A 20,796-nucleotide genomic window follows, 5' to 3' on the forward strand; every position below is an offset into this window, starting at 1 on the left:
GCCCAGTTGATGCCTGCGCCTTTCAACGCGGGCGGCGCTGCTCGTTTGACCTTCCGCCTTTCGGGGCCAGGAAGCTTGGAGAGGACCTTCAGAAAAACTTTAGAACACCCGATTTTTTGATAATCTCGAGGGATGCTATTGCGTTTTGACACTTTCGAACTGGATACGGATCGGGTTGAGCTGAGAAGATCCGACGGCACGGCTGTGCCTCTGGAACGGCAAGTCTACCAATTGCTTCTGTTGCTGGTCTCCAACGGCGATCGGCTGACGACACGTGACGAGATCGTCGAAAGCATCTGGGATGGTCGGCCCATCTCCGACGCCGCAATCGACAGCCGCATCAGCGCCGTGCGTGCCGCCATCGGTGATGCTGGGCGCGAACAACGGCTGGTGCGCACCGTTCATGGAAAAGGTTTTCGCTTTCTGGGAAGTGTCACTTTCGGGCAGGCAGGCCCTGCGCGCGCAGAGCGAAGCCCGCCCTCGATCGGCATCCTGCCACTTCAGACCTACGAACCAGATCCGGATCTTCAGCTTCTGGCCGAAGCCTTGCCGCACGAACTCATCCTGCAACTATCGCGCTTGCGCTGGCTGACCGTCATTTCACGTGGCACGACATTTCGCTTTCGGTCCCTGCCGGAGGCAAAGGCGGAGACGGTCGGCGCAGCCCTGGATGCCCGCTACCTTCTGTTCGGTCAGCTTGAAAGAGACGGTACGCACTTTGCGGCAACGGTTCAGTTGCTCGACACGGACTGCAACACCGTCGTCTGGGCGGAACGGTACCTGCTTGCGAAAGATGATCTCCTTCATGCGCGGGCTGTCATCGCGAGCGCGATCACTGCAGAAATTGATCTCAGAATTCATGCGCTCGAAGCTGCCCACGCCCAGAAAACGGGGACGGACCAGCTCGACGCCTGGTCGTCCTATCACCTCGGCCTGCAGCAGATGTACCGCTTCAACGCGAATGCCAATGCGGTAGCCGCAACGCATTTCCGCAGGGCCGTCGAACTCGATCCCAAGTTCGCCCGTGCGCATGCTGGCCTGTCGTTCACCCGGTTCCAAGACGCATTTGCACACTACGACCGCGACCGAGAGGCGGCCCTCACACAGGCAAAGGCCCATGCGGCAAAAGCGATGGAAGCGGATTCCTTCGATCCGTTTTCGAATTATGTCTGGGGACGGACATTCTGGCTGGATGGTGAGCTGGATACCGGCATCGTGCACATCGAGCGTGCCGTGTCCCTCAACCCGAATTACGCGCAAGGACACTATGCGCTCGGCTTTCTTCAGGGGTTGTCGGGAAACGCGGAAGAGGCGATTTCGCGCGGCCGTCTTTCCTACCGCCTAAGCCCTCTTGACCCGCTGGCCTACGGAACATTCGGTACGCAGGCCATGGGTTTCCTGCATCAGCACAGGCTTGCCGAGGCTGCCGAAATGGCCGAACGCAGTGCGCTGACACCAGGAGCCCACTACCTTGTCAGCATGATCGTCGTTTCATTTGCAACCCTGGCCGGACAAACCGAACGGGCCGAGCGTTGGGCGAAAGATGTGCAGTCCCGACGTGCCGACGCGACCAGGCAAATGTTTCTGGAGGCTTTTCCCTTCAAAGACCCGCAATGGCGTGCCCGCATCGATGCTTCGTTGGAAGCACATGGTTTTTAACCGCATGCGGACCGGTGACGGCAGCGCAATGTTTGCCGCCGCCACCGCCCATTCCACCGGGTCTTACCAGGGCTGATTGGCCGGACCGACGGTGAATTCGTTGACCGTCGTGTCCTCCGGCAGCGACACTGCAAACTCGACGACCGCCGCGATCCGGTCGGCGGAGATACCGTACTGGTCGTAAAGGGCCTGGAACGCTTCGGAACTGCCCTTGTCGCTGATCGTGTTCAGAAGTTCGGTGTTGATTGCCGCCGGGTAGATGGTTGCCGTACGGATGTTGGTGCCTTCCATGGCAGATTCCATCCGCAGGACTTCCATGAACGAGCGCACGAACCACTTGGTGCCGCAATAGACCGCACCGCCGGGATAAGCCTTCAGACCTGCAACGGAAGAGGTCGCGATGACATGGCCGGACTTCTGTTCGGCAAAGGTCGGCATGACGGCTGCTACACCGTTCAGCACGCCCTTGACGTTGACGTCGACCATCTGCTCCCACTCGTTCGTCTTGAGTGCGGAAATCGGCGAGGACGGCATGAGCCCCGCATTCAGGAAAATGACGTCGAGTTTTCCGTAAGTGTCCTTCGCCAGTTTGACGATAGCCTCGTTTTCAGCCGGTACGGTGACGTCCAGCGCCTGATAGACGGCTTCGCCGCCAGCAGCCTTGATCTCGTTCGCGATGGTTTCGAGCTTGTCGGTGCGCCGTGCACCCAGCACGACCTTCGCCCCCTTGCTGGCCAGCAGCTTCGCGGTTGCTTCGCCGATGCCGGAGGAGGCTCCGGTAATGATGACGACTTTTCCATTGATGTTGTCGGACATGATAGTCTCCTTGGGTTCTGAGTGTTCTTGTTCAGGCAGAGGACTGGCCCGGTTCACCGGGTCCAGCCAGATTGTTCTGCCGAAGCGAAAGCGTTTTCGAAGGTGTCGAAAATGAAGACACCTGCAGTCGGGCAATCCCGACAGGTGGACAGCCCGTTCCAGAGTTTCCCGATTTTGCGTCGTGTCAGTCGGCCGCTTCGATGCGGACCGAAAGCGGTCGATCACCCAGAAGGGCATCGATCGACCCGTCGAATGCACCGAGCCTCACGAGGCCCCGGGAATTCTGAAACGGCTTGTAGAAGATCGCGATGTTTCCCCAGGGCGCATAGTGCGTGATGTCACCCTTTTTGGGCGTGTAGCTTGCCGGGGCTTCGGAGATATCGAGCTTGCGTGGCAGGTCCGCGACCTTTTCTGTCCCGTGATAGTCGGTCAGGGTCAGGTCGAGCGGCAACAGGGCCGCGAAGTCCCTGCCTGCGCGCGTATCGTCGAGCGTGGCCGGAAGCACCACGTCTTCTACGATCACCTTGATGCGGATCATGCGAGCCTCGTTCGATGATTCGGTTGCGTTTCCGGATGCCCCCGCCCCGGCGCAAAACAGCGTCAGTGCCAACGAGAGCATTCTTGACCTGAAAGCGGGCATTGCGGGGTTCCTCCGATCGGTTGCTCCCAATCTAGGCGTCAGACCGACAGGGATTAAGCCCCTTCCAGGTACTGCCTCTCATGAGCAGCACTCATTAATCAGCGGCCGGATAACACCGGCAGGAGTGGAGCTCGTGGACAGACGGACAGCTCCACCGGGTTCATGAGTGATCCTCATGACTGCTTCCGACAGAGCCACCATTATCCACGCGTGCGTCTTGCCTACGTTCTTGAGGAAGGCCGAAAGGCCGCCTCACGACTGATGGAGACGACCTGAGATGAAACGCACTCTTGCAACGCTCGCACTCGTTCTTGCGGCTCCGGCTGCATTTGCACAATCCATGGAAATAACCCGCTCCGAAACCCTGGCGGGCCAATTGGGAAGCGGTGACTATTTTACCGGTACAGCCTATGTCGCCCCTGTTTTCCCGCCTGTCATGAACGATGTCAGCGCCGGTCACGTCACGTTTCTGCCCGGAGCCCGCTCCGCCTGGCACACGCATCCTGCGGGCCAGATGCTGGTCGTGACATCGGGGACCGGCTGGGTGCAGGAGCGCGGCCAGGAAAAGCAGATCATGCAGGCCGGTGATGTGGTCTGGTGCCCGCCTGATGTCGAGCATTGGCACGGCGCGACCGACACCACGGCCGTTTCCCATTACGCAATTCAGGCGACGGTTGACGGGTCCGCCGTTGCCTGGGGCGATCATGTGACGGAAGAAGAATATGGCCAGTAAGCTTGCCGTCCACTTTTGTGGTGTCTTGTTTGCGATGCTGATGCCGGTGTCCGTCTCTGCAGCGGACACCGTGCTGAACGGCCTCAACTATCCCTGGGATATCGAAGCCCATGGCGGCAAGATCTATGTGACGGAGAAGAGTGGAACAGTCGGCATTCTTGCCGAGGGTTCCTTCACGCGTTTTCCCGTGGAGACCAGTCAGCCGATCCTGGATGACCGCGGCGGCGGCCTGCTTGGTCTGGCCATTAGTCCGGACTTCCCGGACACCGGCCGCATCGTGCTCTACCAGCACTATGGCACCCCGGATGCCCGGATGAACCGTGTCATCGAGGCCGAACGCCTCGGGGATCGATGGAAAGAGACCCGGGTGCTGGTCGACGCCATTCCGGGCCACCCGCTTTACAACGGCGGACGCGTGGCCTTCGGTCCCGACGGCATGCTCTATGTCACCACCGGTTGGACCGAAAACAGGGAGCGTCCGCAAGACCTCGGCAGCCTTGCCGGGAAGATATTGCGCGTCACGCCGGACGGCGAAAACCCCTCGGACAATCCGTTCGCGGGTTCACCGGTCTGGTCGCTCGGCCATCGCAATCCCCAGGGCCTTGCCTGGGACGCCTCCGGGCAGCTCTTCGCAGCCGAGCACGGCCAGTCCGGCCATGACGAGGTGAACCGGATTGAGCGGGGCGGCAACTACGGCTGGCCGCTGATCCAGGGCGATGAAACCCGCGACGGCCTGCTCGCACCACTGGCGCATTCGGGCCAGAGCACCTGGGCGCCTTCAGGCCTGACCTCGGACGGTGACCGGCTGCTTCTTGCGGGCTTGAGAGTGAACGGCATTCTGGAAGTGACCACCGAAGGCCGGGTATCCGAGGCCTACCGGGCGGGAGAACGTATCCGGGACGTGCTTGTGTCGGATGGGGTGATCTATGCAATCACCACAAACCGGTCTCCCCGGCGGGAAGGGGCTTCTGAAGACAGGCTGATCCGGCTTGATCCCTGATTGCATAATCGATGGACCTCATGAGCCCGGCACATATATGTGGGAGAGACAGTGATGATTCTGGATGATCAGAACGGGACCTCCCACATGCTCCGAGAAAATATCAATGATCTCATCGCGCTTGCGGCTGTTGCGGAGGAACGCAGTTTCACGCGGGCCGCAGCGCGGTTGAACGTGTCTCAGTCCGCCCTGAGCCACACGATCAAGGGACTGGAGCAACGCCTGGGCCTGAGGCTTTTGACGCGGACGACCCGTTCCGTCGCTCCCACGATCGAAGGCGAAGACCTTCTGGCTACCCTGACACCATGCCTTGAAAAGATCGAGGCCAGGCTTCAGGCACTCAACGATGCACGTGACCAGCCCACAGGGACAGTGAGGATCGTCGCCACAGAATACGCCATAGAAAGCCTCCTCTGGCCGAAGCTGTCTCCGGTTCTCAAGGCCCATCCGCTGGTCAATGTCGAGTTCGTCATGGACTACGGCTACACGGACCTTGCCGATTCCCAATGTGACGCGGGTGTGCGTTATGGCGAACAGGTCAGCGAGGGCATGATCTCGATGCGTATCGGTCCGGACGAGCGCATGGTCTGTGTCGGATCACCCGACTATCTGGACAGGGTTCGCGAGCCGGAAACGCCTCAGGATCTCGCGGACCATAGTTGCATCAACCTGCGGCTTTCCACCCATGGCGCACTCTATGCCTGGGAGTTCGAAGACAAGGACGGCAACGAAATCCGGGTGAAGGTAAAAGGACAGGCCTGCTTCAATACGATCAACCCGGTCATGCGTGCGGCCGTGGACGGTCATGGACTGGCACTGGTCCCCGAAAGGCTGGCGCAGGAGCATCTTGCGGCCGGAACCTTGCGCACATGTCTTTATGACTTCAGCCCGTCGTTTCCCGGTTTTCACCTTTATTACCCCAGCCGGCAAAAGCCCTCGTTCGCCTTCCAGGTCGTCCTGGATGCCCTGCGGGATCGTGGTTGAGCCCACTCATGAGGTGACGTCATGAGTGGCTTGAAAGACCCGGTTATTAAGATACGTTTTTTGCGCTCCAGATTAGCAGGGTAATTGCCCACTTGCCGAAAGGGAGCTCCCGATGAAATCCATTCTCACCGCAGCTGGTCTGGCGTTGATGGCCACGACTGCAGCCGCTCAGGACGCGGCAGGAACCTTGCCTGCAGCCGTTGGCCGCGTTGCCCCGGCACTTGAAGCCTATGCGAAGGACGATCTCTTCGGTGCGGAATGGAACGGGGCAGGCCTTTCCAAGAGAGACCGGGCACTGGTCACCTTTGCCGCCCTCATGACGCGGCACGAGACCGGAAATCTTGCAAGCCATGTATCGTTGGCTCTCGATTCAGGCGTTACCCCGGCAGAGATCTCCGAAACCATCACCCACCTCGCCTTCTATACAGGCTGGGGCAATGCCACCGCGGCCGCCGAAGCAGCCGCGCCGGTGTTCGAGGAAAGGGAGATCACCATCGAAGACCTCTCGGCCTCCGACCCGGACCTGCTACCGCTCAACGAAGAGGCCGAAGCTGCCCGTGAAAACCTCGTACGCGGCAACTATGCGGATGTGAGCATGGGTGTCGTGGACAACACGCGTGAGCTGCTGTTCCGCGATCTCTGGCTGCGTCCAGATCTCGCGCCCCGCGACCGGAGCCTCGTGACGGTGGCCGCCTTGATTGCAGCCGGTCAGCCCGAACAGATGACATTCCACCTCAACCGCGCCATGGACAATGGCCTGACACAGGAAGAAGCCGGTGCCATGCTTTCTCACCTGGCATTCTATGCCGGTTGGCCGAAAGTGTTTTCGGCTTTGCCGGTTGCCAAGGCCGTGTTCGAAAAACGCGCGCAGTGACCGGTTCCCGCCGGAGCCGGCGTTGCCGCACGAAAGATCGGAACTGAGACATGAAGATAGGCATTCTGGGGTCGGGTCTGATGGGCGCAAAGCTCGGACAGCTCTGGGCGCGTTGCGGCCATGATGTGACCTTCGCCTATTCCCGCAGCCGCTCGAAGCTCGAGCGTCTCGCCCAGGCGGCTGGCGCCTCGCACTGGTCGGTGGCGGACGCGGTCGAGAACGCGGACGCGCTGCTGCTGGCCGTTCACTGGTCGCGGGTGGACGACGTCCTCGCGCAAGCCGGCGATCTATCCGGAGCCGTGGTCCTGAACTGCTGCGTGCCCCTTGATCCGACGAACACGGATCTGGTGGTCGGTATCCAGTCGTCCGGAGCCGAAGAGCTGGCCGCCATGCGGCCGCAGGCCCGCTGGGTTTCCTGTTTCAACACGGTTCCCTCCGAGGCATTCATGCCGGTTTTTTCGCAAAAGGAACGGACACCGAGGCCGCAAGTCCTGGTTTACGGGGACGATGCCGGTGCGAAGGAAGTTGCCGGTCTCCTGATCCGGGACATCGGTTTCGATCCTCTTGAAGCCGGTCCGCTTCGCACGGCCCGCTTCGCGGAGCCTTTTGCCATGGTCACCGCCGAGTTGGCCTACAGCCAACCCGGGGGGCCTGCCTTAACTTACCGTTTTGAAAAGCTGCGCGGCTGACCGCGCAACAAGCATCAGGGAGTTGAAAATGAAAATCATCCGTTCCGGGACTGCTTCGTCCGTCAAGGGGCCAGACGACTGGTTCACTGGCACTGTGCGCATCGACCCGCTTTTCCAGGCAGAAGAACCCGGCCGGACCGGCGGTGCCCATGTCACCTTCGAACCCGGCGCACGCACGGCCTGGCACACCCATCCGGCCGGACAGACGCTGATCGTAACCTTCGGCCGTGGCCGGGTTCAGCGCGAAGGCGGCCCCGTGGAAGAGATTTCCCAGGGTGACGTCGTCTGGTTCCCGGCCGGAGAAAAGCATTGGCACGGTGCCGCACCCGACACAGCCATGAGCCACATCGCCATTCAGGAAAGTATCGGCGGCTCTCCCGTCACCTGGATGGAGAAGGTCTCGGACGAAGACTACACCGGCTGACCAACCGCCAGCCGGGCCCAAGGGCCCGGCTGCCATGCCTCGGAGAATGTCCGTTTTCCGACGCCTGCGACTGACGTCCCCTGTGCTGTTCACCAACGGTTGGAGGACGTTCACGTATTCACGCCGACTGCCGGCTGTTCCCGTCAGGCAATTCCTCATCTTCGGCACTCCGGGGAGTGGAATCGGCGGCCCTGGACCTGCGGCCGAAGAGCTTCGAAACGACGACGTAGAATGTCGGCACCAGAAGCACCGCAAGCACCGTTGCCGATATCATTCCCCCAAGAACACCCGTACCGATTGCTCGCTGGCTGGCCGAACTCGCACCTGTCGCAAAAGCAAGCGGAACCACGCCGAGAATGAAGGCGAAAGACGTCATCAGGATCGGCCGGAAGCGCAGTTTCGACGCTTCGACCGTCGCTTCCAGCAGAGAACGCCCCTCGTTCCTGAGATCCCGTGCGAACTCGATGATCAGGATGGCGTTCTTGGCAGACAGTCCGATGATCGTGATCAGCCCCACCGTGAAATAGATGTCGTTGGGCAGGTCTCGCATGGTGACCGCAACGATGGCCCCGACGGCGCCAAGCGGAACGACAAGCATGACGGCGATTGGAACCGACCAGCTTTCGTAAAGCGCGGCAAGGCACAGGAACACGAAGACGAGCGACAGACCGAGCAGGAAGGGAGCTGCGTTGCCTGAAGCCTTTTCCTGGTACGACAAGCCCGTCCATTCGTAGCCGAAACCATGCGGCAAAGACTGGAAAAGCCGTTCCATTTCAGCCATCGCCTCGCCACTTGTGTGGCCGGGCGCAGGACTGCCGCTGATCTTGATCGCCTGGAGACCGTTGTACCCGACCACTTGCGTCGGCCCCAGTTCCCAGCGCGCACTCGCGAAGGCGGAGAGCGGCACCATCTCGCCGCGGCTGTTGCGGGCGTTCAGATCAAGCAGGCTCGCAACGTCCATCCGCTCGGCCGCTTCTGCCTGAACGATGACACGTTGCATCCGGCCAGCGTTCGGAAAGTCCGCGACATAGCTCGATCCGATCGACGTGGACAGTACCGCATTGATTTCATCGAAGGCGACCCCGTAGGCGTTTGCCTGCCGGCGATCGATATCGAGCATGATCTGCGGAGCAGGCGGCAGGCCTTCGATGTAAGGGTATTGCAGGATCGGGCTTTGCCAGGCCATGCCCAACAGGGCGTTGGCAGCCTGCACAAGCGCATCATTTCCGTGATTGGCACGGTCCTGCAAACGGAAACTGAACCCGCTGGCATTGCCAAGCGCTGCAATGGGCGGCGGCGTCAGGGTGAACACGGAGCCTTCCGGAATGCCGGCAAGTGCTCCCAGGGCCGAACCGACGATTGCTTCGGAGGAATCCCCCGGTCCTCTTTCCGACCAGTCCTCGTAGGTTGCGAAGGAGATCCCCGCATTCTGGCCGTTGCCGTTGAACCCGAAGCCCAGGATCGAGACGATTTTCCTGACGCCTGACCTGTTCATGAAGAAGTCATCGACCTGATCGAGAACACCGGCGGTCCGTTGCGCGGTAGACCCGGCCGGCAATTGCGTTGCGGCGATAGCGTATCCCTGGTCTTCCACCGGCAGAAAGCCGGAAGGCAGGCGAACATAGGTGTAACCCAGGCCCGCCAGGATCGCCATGTAGATCACCATCATGCGGTAGTTGCGATTCACCGCCCCGCCGACGACGCGGCCGTAGCCATTCGTCGTCTTGCCGATCAACCAGTCGAACCCACGGAAGAACCAGTTCTTTTGATGGGCATGGCCTTCAGGGATAGGCTTGAGGATCGTCGCGCACAGCGCCGGCGTAAGGGTCAAAGCCATGAAGGCCGAAAACACCATCGACATGACGATCGTCACGGAGAACTGCTTGTAGATGATCCCGATCGCCCCGGGAAAGAACGCCATCGGCACAAACACCGCAATCAGGACGACCGTGATGCCGATGACGGCGCCCGTGATCTGCTTCATCGCCTTGACGGTTGCCTCTTTCGGCGGAAGGCCTTCCTCGGCCATGATGCGCTCGACGTTTTCGACAACCACGATCGCATCATCGACCAGGATACCGATCGCAAGCACCATTGCGAACATGGTCAACACGTTGATCGAGAACCCGAAAACCTGCAGCGCGGCACATGTTCCCAGCAAGGCGATCGGCACGACAAGCGACGGGATCAGCGTGTAGCGGAGGTTCTGCAGGAACAGGAACATGATGACGAAGACCAGCACCACCGCCTCGATCAGCGTGTGAATGACCTTCTCGATGGAAATCGAAACAAAGGGCGTCGTGTCATAAGGGATCTCGAAACTGACGCCCTGGGGAAAGTTTGCCGCCAGTTCCGCCATCCTCGACTTGACAGCGTCGGCGGTCACCAGCGCGTTTCCACTCGCATTCAGCTGGATGCCGATCATCGCGGCTTCCTGACCGTTGATACTCGAGGAGATCGCATAGCTTTGCGCGCCGAATTCCACGCGCGCCACGTCTCCGAGGCGCACCACAGATCCGTCGGGGTTGGCCCGCAGTACGATTTCCGCAAACTCATCGGTGGTCGACAACTGACCCGTGGTCGAGACGGTGGCCGTAATCTCCTGGCCAGCTGCACTCGGCTGGGCTCCAATGCTGCCGGACGACACCTGGGCGTTCTGTCCAGCAATCGCGCCAGTCACGTCCCTGGCTGTCAGGTTGAGGCCGACGAGCTTTTTCGTGTCGATCCAGACGCGCATCGCCCGTTCTGTCGCGAACAGTTGCGCCTTGCCGACACCAGGCAGACGCCGCAATTCATCAATGACATTCCTGGCTGCGAATTCGCCCAGGTCGACAGCGTTCAAACGGCCATCCGTCGAGACAAGGCCGACAAAGAGCAGAAAGGAGCTGCTGGTTTCCTCGACCCGCACCCCTTGCTGGCGAACCGAAGGCGGCAGGCGCGCCTCCACACGGCTGATCCGGTTCTGCACATCCACGGTCGCGACCTGCGGATCGGTGCCCGCTTCGAACGTGATGTTGATGGTCACGCTGCCTTGCGCATCGCTGACGGAATCGAAATAGAGCATCCCCGTCGCGCCGTTCATCTCCTGTTCGATGAGCTTGGTGACACTGTCATAGAGATTTTCCGGTGTGGCGCCGGGATAACTGGTTGTCACCGCAATCGTGGTTGGTGCCACGTTCGGATATTGCGAGATGGGCAGGAACGGAATTGCGATCGCACCTGCCAGGGCAATGGCAAGTGCGATGACCCAGGCAAAAACGGGCCGTTCGATGAAATACTGCGGCATTTGGAAGGACCTGTTCTAGCTCGGGATATCGCACGGTTCTGCGGCACTGCAGTCTGATACCGTGCCGCGTTCGGCGGCCTTTTCTGCAGCCGCCTCTGCCGGAGCGGCCGAGACGGGCTGACCGGGCATTGCACGATCGAGACCGTCGACGATCACCTGATCGCCCGATTTCAGCCCCTGGGTGACGAGCCAACGGTTGCCGACGGAACGACTTGTCAGGATAGGCTGTGCGGCCGCCTTGCCGTCCCTGACTGTCATCACGCTCGCCTGGCCCAGCGTGTCCCACTGAACGGCCCTTTGCGGAACGAGCACCGCCTGGTGAGCGACGCCTTCCGTCACACGGACGCGGACATAGGTGCCTGGCAACAGTTTGCCCTGCGGATTTTCGAACTCGGCGCGGAGCAGGACCTGACCTGTGGTTTCATCGACCACGGCGGATGAAAACAACAGTCGGCCCGGATGTTCATAGGTGCTGCCGTCGTCAAGGATCAGCTCGATGGCATTGCTGCTTTCAACCGGCTGCATGTCGCCAGCATCGATTTCGCGGCGGACCCTGGACAATTCCGCGAGCGGCGCGATGAAGTCCACATAGAGTGAACTGATATCCCGCACGATCGCCATTTGCGTTCCGTCCTCCTGGCGAACCAGAGCGCCTTCGGACACCAGCGCAGCGCCAATATGACCGTCAATCGGCGAGCGGACCGAGGCATAGCTGAGTTCAAGGTCCGCGGTCTGGAGATTGGCCTTGGCAACGGCAACTTCCGCCTGGGCCTGCTTGCGGTCCGCCAGGGCAACATCGTGCTGTTCCGTGCTGGCGACATTTCGCGCGAGCAGACGCTTCACCCGGTCTGCCCGCTGGTTCGCCAGGCTGAGCGCTGCTTCCGCCCGCGAAAGCTGCGCCTTTGCGGAAGCCACGGCGGCCGCGAATTTGGCCGGGTCGATTTCGAACAACACGTCGCCCTTGTGGACGTCGCTACCCTGTTCGAATTGCCGTTCCAGTACGATGCCGGAAACCCGCGCCCTGACTTCAGCCAGACGAATGGGCACCAGTCGACCCGGATAATCTTTCTTGAGCGGCATGTCCTCGCCGGCCACCGTGATCGTCTTCACGGCCGGCGGCGGGAAACTGGCATGCGAGGTTTCTTCGGAAGGGCTGCAGCCACTGAGTATTATCAGAACCGCAAGGAGCGGGAGTAAGTCGGGAAAGTGCCTGACGTGCATTGGGTATCCGGTAATGAGTACGAGGTACCGGCGGCAGGTTTGGGCACGCCGATGAGCCTGTGGACGCAGACCCGGACGCCTTCTTAAGACCTCAACCTAAGTTGAGGTCAAGGACAAATTTCGGCTTCTTCAAATCGGTCACTTTCCGCGTACCACATCACCATGCAAAGGCTGGCCTTTGCCAAGTTCCGTGTCTGTCATCGATTGACTAGTACGATGCCGGCGACGACGAATGCCGCTCCTGCGAGGAGTGAAAAAGTCAGCTGCTCCCCCAGCAGGAGCACTGCCAGAATGCTGCCGAAGATCGGCATCAGGTGGACAAATTGCCCGCCGCGTTCCGGGCCGATGATGCCAATGCCGTAGGACCACAGCAGAAACCCGATCGCCGACGCAAAAACCGCAATATAGGCGACAGCCACCAGCGACTCTTCGGTGAACTCAGGCCGTTCCACCCCGCGTACGAGGAGGAAAGCCGCCATCACGCAAAGCGCCACCAGAATGCTTGCCACCAGTGTCACGCTTTGCGGCACGGCGGACGGCTTGTGGCGAAGCAAAAGCGTATACCAGGCCCAGATCACAATCGCGCCGAGCATCCAGACCTTGCCGGTATCAACCTGAAGAAGGGACACGCCGACGTTTCCGCCAGCCAGGACCAGAACCGAGGCACCCAGCAGCGACACAAGCAGCCCGGCGATCTGAAACAAGGTCGGCCGGAACCCGCTCCAGATCATTCCACCGGCAACAGTCGCGACCGGAGCCAGCGCCAGGATCAGGAGACAGTTCACCGCGGCTGTCTGCGAGAGCGCCTGGTAGACCATCGTGTGAAACGCGGCGATGCCGGTGATCCCAAGCAATGCGACCACGCGCCATGAGGCAACAAGCTCCCGGCGATAGGAGACCAGGCCTCGCAACGTGAAAGGCAGCATCATCGCCAGGCAAAGCCCCCACCGGATCGTGTTGAGTTCCAGCGGCGTGATCTCACCGCGGATCGCACGGCCGGCAATAAAGTTTCCCGACCAGAACAGGGTCGCAAAAACGAGCGCGGCAATTGCCGCCGTGGTGTCTTTTTGGATTGCTTGTCTCATCTTCCGGTCCCTCTTCGGCTTGATCTGTGGAGATCAGACGCCAAAACCGACCGGCGCACATGAGATCGATGTCCCGCTGCGCTTGATAAAGTGACGTGTTGCCTAGGGTGTTTGTCCCGTCTGTGCCGACAGAACGCGCACGATCAATTCGGAACGGGTGTGCACCCCAACCTTGTCGAAGAGCGAAGAGACCTGATTTCTCACGGTCTTTTCACTTTTGTCCAGAAGCTCCGCAATTTCCGAATTGCTTAGCCCCTTCGCCACCAAAGTCAGCACCTGCTCCTCCGCGGTGGTGAGCCCGAAATCGGTGTCGGATACAGCCATGTCGTCGGAAGTGCCGAGGAAGTCCCGCAAGGAAGAAAGTAGAACGTTCCACGCAGGTTCCGTGTCCAGCAATACGTGATTGTTGCTGTCCAGGGGCACGAATTTGGCATCCGGGATGGTCATGGCAAGCTCGCGTCCCTGAGCAAAGGGAACGCGTGCGTCGCCATTTGCGTGCAGCACCAGCGTCGGCACTTTCAGTCGCGAAGCCAGGTTCAGGACGTCGATACGATGCAGCGTTTCCATGGTCCGGGCCGCAATGTCTGCAGATGCGGTGTCTTGCTCAAGCGACCGCCACCATTTGTGCTGCGCAAGCGTTCCGTCCGGAATGAAGAGATGGGTAAAAACCTGATTGAAAGCAGTATCGTCCCTGCCCCACCCCAGCCGCATCAGGTTGGTCAGCGTGGCCGCTTCCAGTCTCGCCCTGTCGCTGGTGTCGCGAGCCAACAGTCCGCGCGCGTAACCGCCGATCAAGACCAGTCGTTCCACCTTGTCCGGATGGCGAAGCGCGTAAGCGATGGAAAGCGCGGCACCCTGAGACATGCCAAGCAGGGTAAAGGGTTCGTCGATTGCTTCGGTCACGGCTTCCAGGTCCGACAGCCAGGCCTCGAAGCTGATCTCGGAGACGTTTCGCGAAGAAAGACCACAGCCGCGAAGGTCGTATCGCACGAGACGTCCGAAGCCAGTCAACTCGGCAAGCCAGTGTTGCCAGACGGGACTGTCAAGATCGCGGGAGATATGGGTCAGCCAGTGCGCGGCTCGAACGATGGTTGGCCCACGTCCTGACGAGGCGCAGGCAATGCGCGCGCCGTCTTTGGCGGTGACAAAGAAGATGTCTTGTTTTGGAACTCCACGCCGCATCATGGACAGGAGTATGACATCTCTTCGCATGGGGGCACAGTATTGCCTGGGCGCGATTGCGGTTCATTTCACGCCCTATTGCACCCGGCACAAACGCGCACGGCCTCCGGGATGAGCGGAGGCCGTGAAGCGTTTTTCAGTTTTTACAGGGACGCGATTACTGCAGTCGAGTTCCGATCCGGGCATCGACGCTAAAGCGGCCGGCGCCATAGGCTACGATCTGCAACAGTCCACCGGCGATCGATATGTTCTTGAAGAAGTGGATGAACTGGTTCTGATCACCGAGCTGATTGTGGAAGGCCAGTGCTGCTGCAACAGTAAAGAGTGCCATGACTGCGGCAACGAGACGGGTCTGATAGCCTGCGACCAGTGCCAGACTGCCGACGATTTCAACCGCAACTGCGCCGATATAGGCGAGCGTTGCGAAGGGCAGGCCTGCTGCATCGATCCAGGCGATGGTAGCTTCTGCAGAACCAAGTTTGGAAATGCCGGAAAGCAGAAACAGAGGGGCGATCAGCAGGCGTGCGGCGAGCGGCACGGCGCCGTCCAGACTGCGGGTGAGTGACGAGCCGCCTTCAGGTGCGGCCGATACATCGAGATTTGCCATTTTCAGTTCTCCTGTTTTGCCGGACCTTTCCTTATTCGTCCGGGCCTGGTTAAAAGATATCGTCTACTTATCTGATTATAAGCCATCAAAATCAGATCACATTGTAATCGATTATTGAACAATCCAATCTGACGTGCCGTGAGCGGCAGGATGAGATCTGTGCCCCCGGGAGCTTCAGCGCCGGCAATTTCGAACCGAAATCTGCCGGCGCCGAAGTTTCAACCTTCATCAGGCGTTGCGGACAAAACTGGCGATGATGTCCGCCGTCAGTTCAGGATGCTGATGCTGGGGCCCATGGCCTGCACTGGGGTAAGTCACCAGTGTGACTGTCGGCAGAACCCCGTTCAGCGCGTACCAGTTCTCGACCGGGAAGATGATGTCGTGATCTCCACCGATATGCAGGATCGGCACGCTGGTCGTCTTCAGCATCTCCATCACCGGCGGCGCCGGGAAAGCCGGATTGGCCGGACCACCGGCAATGCGAGCCCGTGCAAAATCTATCGGAACTGCCGGGCTGGTATCGCCCTCACGCGCTTCGATGCGTGCCTGGGACCGGCTTGCGGCCGCACGGCTTGAATCCGATTTCGGTTCGAAGAAAAGGGCAACCACGTCTTCGAAGTCGTTCACGTCCTTGCCGGCAAGATCGTAAAAAAGCTGCTCTGCCGGTTTCACCAGATCGCCCGGAGGTGTCGAGCCCAAGAGCACAAGGTGGCTGATCTCCTGCGGATAAAGCGTCAGCGCCACCTGGGCCGCCATGCCGCCGATCGACCAACCGAGCAGGATCACGTCCTTCAGGCCCAGCGCCTGGATAAGATCACGCGGATCTGCGGCCATCTCCAGGGGATTGTAACTGGGCGTACCAGTGGACAGGCCAAGGCCGGAATAGTCGAAGGTGATGACACGAAAGCCGTTTTCGGCAAGCCCGTTCAGGAAGGCCGGATCCCAGAGATCCAGAGTGCCGCGAAAGCGCGTTGCCAGCAGGATCGGCTTGCCTTTGCCGATAGACCTGTAAGCCAGAGTTCTGCCACCGGTTTCGATGAATTGGGTCGGTGCCGTCAGGGCATCATTTTCTGCAATCTTGTCGAGCATGTCCGTCTCCTCTGCTCCTTGCCGAATAGGGCCGGATCGCTTGCCTTTCCGGCTGATGGCTAGAAGGTGAGCCAAGACGGGTCCCGGAACCATTATCTGCCAGGATGCTGCACTCATACTGGCGTATGATTGAACGGACTGCGGGCCCATGCGAGGACTTGGCCATGACTGACAATCCGATTGTTCACATCATCGACGATGACACCTCGCTACGCGAAGCCCTGGTCCGGCTGTTCCGGTCAGTTGGTCTTGAGGCGAGGCCATACGTGTCCGTCGCGGCTTTTCTTGAGGCCGGCAACAACGACACTCCGGGGTGTCTTTTGCTCGATGTGCGCCTGCCCGGCATGAGCGGTCTCGACTTTCAACGCCAACTGGAGGATCTCGGGATCCGTATGCCGGCCATCATGATGACCGGCCACGGAGATATCCCGATGTCCGTCAGCGCGATGAAGGCGGGTGCAGTCGACTTTTTGCCGAAGCCTTTTCGGGATCAGGACCTTCTGGATGCGGTGGCAATTGCAATCGAACGCGACAGCCGCAATCGGACCGACAATCGGGAAAAAGACCAGTTGCAGGCTCTGTACGAGAGCCTGACCCCGCGCGAACGTCAGGTGATGACACGTGTCTGCGCCGGACGCCTCAACAAGCAGGTCGCAGCGGATCTCGACCTCAGCGAAATCACAGTAAAGATCCACCGTGGAACGATGATGAAAAAAATGAGAGCCAGAACCCTGGCCGACCTTGTGCGCATGGCCCAGATCCTCGGTCTGAAAGACCCTCATGTGGATGCCTCCGGATTGGCGAGGCTCGACAGTCATGACCTTTGAGGCAGCCTGCGTGGCGGTCATCGATGACGATGAATCGCTGCGCAACGCCATTTCGTCGCTGCTTCGTTCAGTGGGAATGCGCGTTTCGACCTTTGCCACCGCCGATCTTTTCCTGAACCGCGCGGTGCTTGGCGACACCGATCTGATCATTACGGACATTCACATGCCGGGCATGTCCGGCATCGAGTTGAAAGACCGGCTAGACGATCTGGATTGCCAGGTCCCCGTGATCATGATCACCGCCAAGACCGAGCAGAATCTGCTTGACCGGGCGGAGGCCTCGGGAGCCTACTCGGTATTCCGGAAACCCTTCGATACCGACGACTTACTCAACACGATCGAGCAGGCCCTTGCCGACTGAACGGGAGATGCCGCATGCTGGAAGGACCTATCCCTCTTTCTGATTTGCAGCGCCCTGACGCAGCAGCAACCGCCCTTCTGGACCATGCCCCGCAAAGCGTCGTCCTGTGTGACGGAACCTGGCGTATCGCCTACTGGAACCGGGCGAGCGAAACGCTCTATGGCTGGACATCGGCTCAAGTACTCGGGCAGGAGCTGAACACACTGCTGCAAAGCCGGCATCCTCAACCCGTCCAGGCCCTGCAGCAGACTTTCGCAACGCACCGGGCCTGGGACGGTGATCTGGAACGCACCACCGCCTCCGGCAACACTCTCACCGTCGAAACGACCTGGGCGATGGTGCCTGCGGCAGACGGGCAGTCCGAGTGGATCATCGAATACGGACGCGACATCACCGCGTTGAGTGATGCGGAAATCTCCGTCCGCACACTCACCCACCAGTATACCAACGTGTTCCAGGCGATGGCCGCCTCGTTCTGGGAACTGGACTTCACCGAAGTCCGCCAGATGATCGGCGGCCTGCTACAATCCGGCGTCACCGATTTCGCGGCCTATTTTCAAAACCATCCCGAGTTTATCGACGAGGCCATTGCCCGCACGACGATCCTGGATGTCAATGATGCGACAGTGCGGCTGTTCGGGGGCAAGGACCGGGACGGCATGATCGGCCGGAACATCTCACCATTCTGGCCGCAGGAAAGCCGGACCATCTATGCCCGATCCTTGCTGGCCGCCCTGCGGCGTGAACCGAACCTGCAGACCGAAACCCGGCTGTCGACGCTCGACGGGCAGCTGATCGATGCGCTCTTCACCGTGTGTTGGCCGGAGGGCCATCATGGTCGTGGCTCGGTTCTGGTCGGTGTCATTGACCTTACCGACCGCGTCAAGGCGGAAGAGGAACTGAGACAGTCGGAACTGCGTTTCCGCGATCTTTTCCAGGCCATGTCCACGGCCTTGTTCCAGCTCGATACTGCGGGCTTGCTTGGCTTCTATGACGACTTGCATGTCCGAGGCATTACCGACATGGGCGCTCATCTTGACGACCATCCGGAGGATCTCAGGCGCGCCATGGAGGGCTGCCTCATCGTTGAGGTCAATACAGCCGCTCTCAAGATACTTGGAGCGGAAACGGCAGAGGACCTCATAGGTCAGACAGTATCCCGCTTCTGGCCAGCGTCTGGTGAAGAGGCCTTCCGGGCCGTGCTTCAGCACAGCTTCGCCTCGGCAACCCCGTTCGAAGTCCGTGCCCGGAACTGCCGCCTCGACGGAAGCGAGTTCGACACGATGTTCCTGGTCAATGCCTCGCCGATCCTGCGGGCAAGGAAGATGACGCTTGTCGGGCTCGTCGACATCACGGATGAAGTCGAGGCAAAGTCCGCCCTGCAAAAGCTTCAGGCCGAGTTCGCGCATGCTTCCCGGCTTTCGGTGCTCGGAGAACTGGCAGCCTCCATCGCCCATGAGGTCAACCAACCACTGGCGGCAATCGCCGCAAACGGGTCAGCTGCCGGCCGCTGGCTGAAGCGGCCCGACCCCGATCTTGAGGAACTGATGGCCATCAACGAGGCGATGGTCTGCGATGCCAGGCGCGCGGCCGACATCGTGTCCCGGATCCGCTCCATGGCCACCAAGCGGGAGACCCAGCAGCTTGCAGCATCAGTCAATCGGATCATCGAGGAGGCTCTGGTTTTTCTTTCCCACGAGCTGCAAGCCCACGGCACAAATACACGAACCGCGCTGAAGGACGGCCTGCCGGATGTCCTCGTCGACCGGGTGCAGATCCAGCAGGTGGTGGTCAATCTCATTCTCAACGCCGTCCAGGAACTTGCCCGCAAGAACATTCCCTTCCCGCTGATCGAAGTCACGACCTCGCAGGTGGACAACAGGGTTGTCATCCGCGTGGAAGATACCGGTGCCGGCATTCCGGCGGAGATGCGCGAGCGAATATTCGAAAGCTTCTACACCACCAAACAGACCGGACTTGGCATCGGCCTGTCCATCTGCCGCAATATCGTGGAAGGTCATGGCGGCAGGATCCTGGCGGACGGTTCACCGCTCGGCGGTGCACGGTTCCAGGTGGAGCTGCCCGTTGCCTCTGCAGCGGTGCAAACATGATTGGGAGGACGCTGCCGTCCTCCCGTTTATCTGGCTGAAACCGAGTCCTCACGCCGGCTGGACGAAGAACTCCAGAAGATCGGGATTGACGATGTCCGGATGGGTGGTTGCAAGGCCGTGCGGCAGCCCCTCATAGACCTTCAGCGTGCCCTTCGGCAGCAGCTTGATGCTTTCCAGCGCCGAGGCCCCGATCGGGACGATCTGGTCGTCGTCGCCATGCATGACCAGAACCGGGATATCGATTTTTTTCAGATCTTCCGTAAAGTCGGTCTGGGAAAACGCCTTGATGCAATCGTAATGAGCCTTTGCTCCCCCCATCATGCCCTGGCGCCACCAATTGTCGACGATGCCCTGGCTGACGACGGCACCCGGCCGGTTGAAACCGTAGAACGGGCCTGCCGGAATATCGTGGAAGAACTGAGAACGGTTGGCCAGAAAGGTTTCCCGGAAACCGTCGAACACTTCCAGCGGCAGACCGCCCGGATTGGCCGCCGTCTTGACCATCAGCGGAGGTACAGCGCCCAGCAGCACGGCCTTGGAAGCACGGGCAGTACCGTGACGGCCGAGGTAGCGGGCCACCTCGCCACCGCCGGTACTGTGGCCGACGTGGATGACGTTTTGCAGGTCCAGCGCTTCCACCAGCGCCTTCACGTCATCGGCGTAAGTGTCCATCTCGTTGCCGTCGAAGGTCTGGGTCGAGCGGCCGTGGCCGCGCCGGTCGTGAGCCAGCACCCGGTACCCCTTCGCCAGAAAGAACATCATCTGGGCGTCCCAGTCATCGGCAGAAAGCGGCCAGCCGTGGTGAAACAGGATCGGCTGGGCATTTTTCGGACCCCAATCCTTGTAAAAGATTTCGGTGCCGTCTGCAGTGGTAACGAATTGCGCGGTCATCTGGCTTGTTCCCCTGATTTCTTCCGCCGTGGCGGGGGTCGGTTGCATAACGATGGATACGGCCCCGCCGATCGCGGGGGCCGATGCCAGTCCTTCAAGAACGAAGCGTCGCGTGACAGATTTCATGGACATGTTGTTCCCCGTAGCTGATGCAGGCGGTGCCTGCGGTGACGTCATCAGCCTGCGGGAAAGGGCACCGTGGAACCATTGTACGGCAGGTCTCATCGCTCATACATCGGTATGGTTGTATTTACCCCTGTGTTCGATTGAAGCTGGTGTTGAGCCAATTCCGTCAACGAAATCCGGCTTGTTTCATG

General features: G+C 60.2%; 19 protein-coding genes. 10 read left to right on the forward strand and 9 right to left on the reverse strand.

The annotated features are described in order from the left end of the window. Positions 1-138: 138 nt before the first annotated feature. On the forward strand, positions 139-1,659 hold the full coding sequence (locus tag FIV05_RS03800; protein WP_173013760.1) for a winged helix-turn-helix domain-containing protein: 1,521 nt from the start codon (positions 139-141) through the stop codon (positions 1,657-1,659). Between the two features lie 63 nt (positions 1,660-1,722). Here FIV05_RS03800 and FIV05_RS03805 read toward each other — a convergent pair whose 3' ends face one another. Next, positions 1,723-2,475, reverse strand: a complete 753-nt coding sequence (locus FIV05_RS03805; RefSeq protein WP_152508720.1) for an SDR family oxidoreductase — start codon at positions 2,473-2,475, stop codon at positions 1,723-1,725. A gap of 184 nt (positions 2,476-2,659) precedes the next feature. Continuing rightward, positions 2,660-3,013, reverse strand: coding sequence for a cyclophilin-like fold protein (locus FIV05_RS03810; protein WP_173013761.1), 354 nt, complete (start codon positions 3,011-3,013; stop codon positions 2,660-2,662). Between the two features lie 379 nt (positions 3,014-3,392). On the opposite strand from FIV05_RS03810, the gene FIV05_RS03815 reads away from it, so the two are divergent. The 6 genes from FIV05_RS03815 (at position 3,393) to FIV05_RS03840 (ending at position 7,819) form a co-directional block, all read left to right on the forward strand. After that, a complete protein-coding gene (locus FIV05_RS03815; protein ID WP_152508721.1) occupies positions 3,393-3,848 on the forward strand; it encodes a cupin domain-containing protein in 456 nt (151 codons plus the stop codon). Next, positions 3,838-4,848: a PQQ-dependent sugar dehydrogenase gene (locus FIV05_RS03820; RefSeq protein ID WP_152508722.1), complete on the forward strand. Its 1,011-nt coding sequence runs from the start codon at positions 3,838-3,840 to the stop codon at positions 4,846-4,848. Before FIV05_RS03815 ends, FIV05_RS03820 begins: the two co-directional genes overlap by 11 nt. Positions 4,849-4,935: 87 nt before the next feature. After that, positions 4,936-5,832 (forward strand): LysR family transcriptional regulator, encoded by an 897-nt coding sequence (locus FIV05_RS03825; RefSeq protein ID WP_152508723.1) that lies wholly within the window; start codon positions 4,936-4,938, stop codon positions 5,830-5,832. A 112-nt stretch (positions 5,833-5,944) separates the two neighbouring features. Further along, complete coding sequence (locus FIV05_RS03830) at positions 5,945-6,706, forward strand: carboxymuconolactone decarboxylase family protein (RefSeq protein WP_152508724.1); 762 nt, start codon at positions 5,945-5,947, stop codon at positions 6,704-6,706. Positions 6,707-6,756: 50 nt separating this feature from the next. Beyond that, entirely contained in the window at positions 6,757-7,395 is a 639-nt protein-coding gene (locus tag FIV05_RS03835; protein ID WP_152508725.1) for an NAD(P)-binding domain-containing protein, read from the forward strand. Between the two features lie 28 nt (positions 7,396-7,423). Next, entirely contained in the window at positions 7,424-7,819 is a 396-nt protein-coding gene (locus FIV05_RS03840) for a cupin domain-containing protein (protein ID WP_152508726.1), read from the forward strand. A gap of 118 nt (positions 7,820-7,937) precedes the next feature. On the opposite strand, the gene FIV05_RS03845 is transcribed toward FIV05_RS03840, so the two are convergent. The 6 genes from FIV05_RS03845 to FIV05_RS03870 all read right to left on the reverse strand — a co-directional run bounded on the left by FIV05_RS03845 (position 7,938) and on the right by FIV05_RS03870 (position 16,289). After that, entirely contained in the window at positions 7,938-11,105 is a 3,168-nt protein-coding gene (locus tag FIV05_RS03845) for an efflux RND transporter permease subunit (protein WP_152508727.1), read from the reverse strand. Positions 11,106-11,120: 15 nt separating this feature from the next. Then, positions 11,121-12,215, reverse strand: a complete 1,095-nt coding sequence (locus FIV05_RS03850) for an efflux RND transporter periplasmic adaptor subunit (protein WP_173013762.1) — start codon at positions 12,213-12,215, stop codon at positions 11,121-11,123. A gap of 308 nt (positions 12,216-12,523) precedes the next feature. Next, complete coding sequence (locus FIV05_RS03855; protein ID WP_152508729.1) at positions 12,524-13,411, reverse strand: DMT family transporter; 888 nt, start codon at positions 13,409-13,411, stop codon at positions 12,524-12,526. A 102-nt stretch (positions 13,412-13,513) separates the two neighbouring features. Continuing rightward, positions 13,514-14,623 carry an alpha/beta fold hydrolase gene (locus FIV05_RS03860; RefSeq protein WP_286202261.1) on the reverse strand — a complete coding sequence of 370 codons (1,110 nt, stop codon included), beginning with the start codon at positions 14,621-14,623 and terminating at the stop codon, positions 13,514-13,516. A 127-nt stretch (positions 14,624-14,750) separates the two neighbouring features. Next, positions 14,751-15,200: a DoxX family protein gene (locus FIV05_RS03865; RefSeq protein ID WP_152508730.1), complete on the reverse strand. Its 450-nt coding sequence runs from the start codon at positions 15,198-15,200 to the stop codon at positions 14,751-14,753. 228 nt (positions 15,201-15,428) lie between these two features. Then, positions 15,429-16,289 carry an alpha/beta hydrolase gene (locus FIV05_RS03870; RefSeq protein WP_152508731.1) on the reverse strand — a complete coding sequence of 287 codons (861 nt, stop codon included), beginning with the start codon at positions 16,287-16,289 and terminating at the stop codon, positions 15,429-15,431. A gap of 164 nt (positions 16,290-16,453) precedes the next feature. Here FIV05_RS03870 and FIV05_RS03875 point away from each other — a divergent pair, with 164 nt between their 5' ends. From FIV05_RS03875 to FIV05_RS03885, 3 genes are read left to right on the forward strand one after another with little or no spacing between them, the layout of a single operon-like run. Further along, the gene (locus FIV05_RS03875; protein WP_152508732.1) at positions 16,454-17,116 is read left to right on the forward strand and encodes a response regulator transcription factor; all 663 of its coding nucleotides are present in this window, start codon (positions 16,454-16,456) and stop codon (positions 17,114-17,116) included. Beyond that, complete coding sequence (locus tag FIV05_RS03880) at positions 17,106-17,477, forward strand: response regulator (RefSeq protein ID WP_152508733.1); 372 nt, start codon at positions 17,106-17,108, stop codon at positions 17,475-17,477. Before FIV05_RS03875 ends, FIV05_RS03880 begins: the two co-directional genes overlap by 11 nt. 14 nt (positions 17,478-17,491) lie before the next feature. Continuing rightward, complete coding sequence (locus tag FIV05_RS03885; protein ID WP_152508734.1) at positions 17,492-19,588, forward strand: PAS domain S-box protein; 2,097 nt, start codon at positions 17,492-17,494, stop codon at positions 19,586-19,588. A 48-nt stretch (positions 19,589-19,636) separates the two neighbouring features. Here the strand turns inward: FIV05_RS03885 and FIV05_RS03890 are convergent, their stop codons facing one another. After that, complete coding sequence (locus FIV05_RS03890) at positions 19,637-20,479, reverse strand: alpha/beta hydrolase (protein ID WP_228148114.1); 843 nt, start codon at positions 20,477-20,479, stop codon at positions 19,637-19,639. Positions 20,480-20,796 lie beyond the last annotated feature (317 nt).

This window comes from Labrenzia sp. THAF191a (genome assembly GCF_009363335.1).
Taxonomy (GTDB): domain Bacteria; phylum Pseudomonadota; class Alphaproteobacteria; order Rhizobiales; family Stappiaceae; genus Roseibium; species Roseibium algicola.